The organism is Psychrobacter sp. Rd 27.2 (genome assembly GCF_001921755.1).
GTDB classification, from domain to species: Bacteria; Pseudomonadota; Gammaproteobacteria; order Pseudomonadales; family Moraxellaceae; genus Psychrobacter; species Psychrobacter celer.
On the sequence record NZ_MRYB01000121.1, the window covers coordinates 1 to 370 of the forward strand.

Here is a 370-nt window from a genome sequence, read left to right on the forward strand (position 1 = left end):
AGTATTCCTCGGTAACTGCTTTTTGGTCAAGCTCATTATCTTTAAATATATTCTTAAGATGTAAAGCTATATTATCTGTAGAGCAGTCAAATAGCATTGCCATCCCTTTCTGTGTGATCCAAATAGTATCGTCTATGAATGATAGATCTACGCTTTCATCTTCAGAGATTTGATAAGGTAATAAATTAGACATGAAAAGCCTCAAGTTATAATTACAGTAAAATGTACTATAAGTATGAGGTAATTAATTATTAAATACAAAAAATATTTTTTATATTGACTTAAGTTATCCTATAGGATAATATCCTATTTAATGATACTAATAAAAATACGTTTAATGCAGTACCAAATAGTTAGTACATCAAGGAGC

1 pseudogene is annotated in these 370 nt (G+C 28.1%); it reads right to left on the minus strand.

Annotation, left to right across the window (positions count from 1 at the left end):
• Positions 1-193 (minus strand): annotated as a pseudogene (locus tag BTV99_RS12855) (hypothetical protein); the annotation flags it as partial.
• Positions 194-370 lie beyond the last annotated feature (177 nt).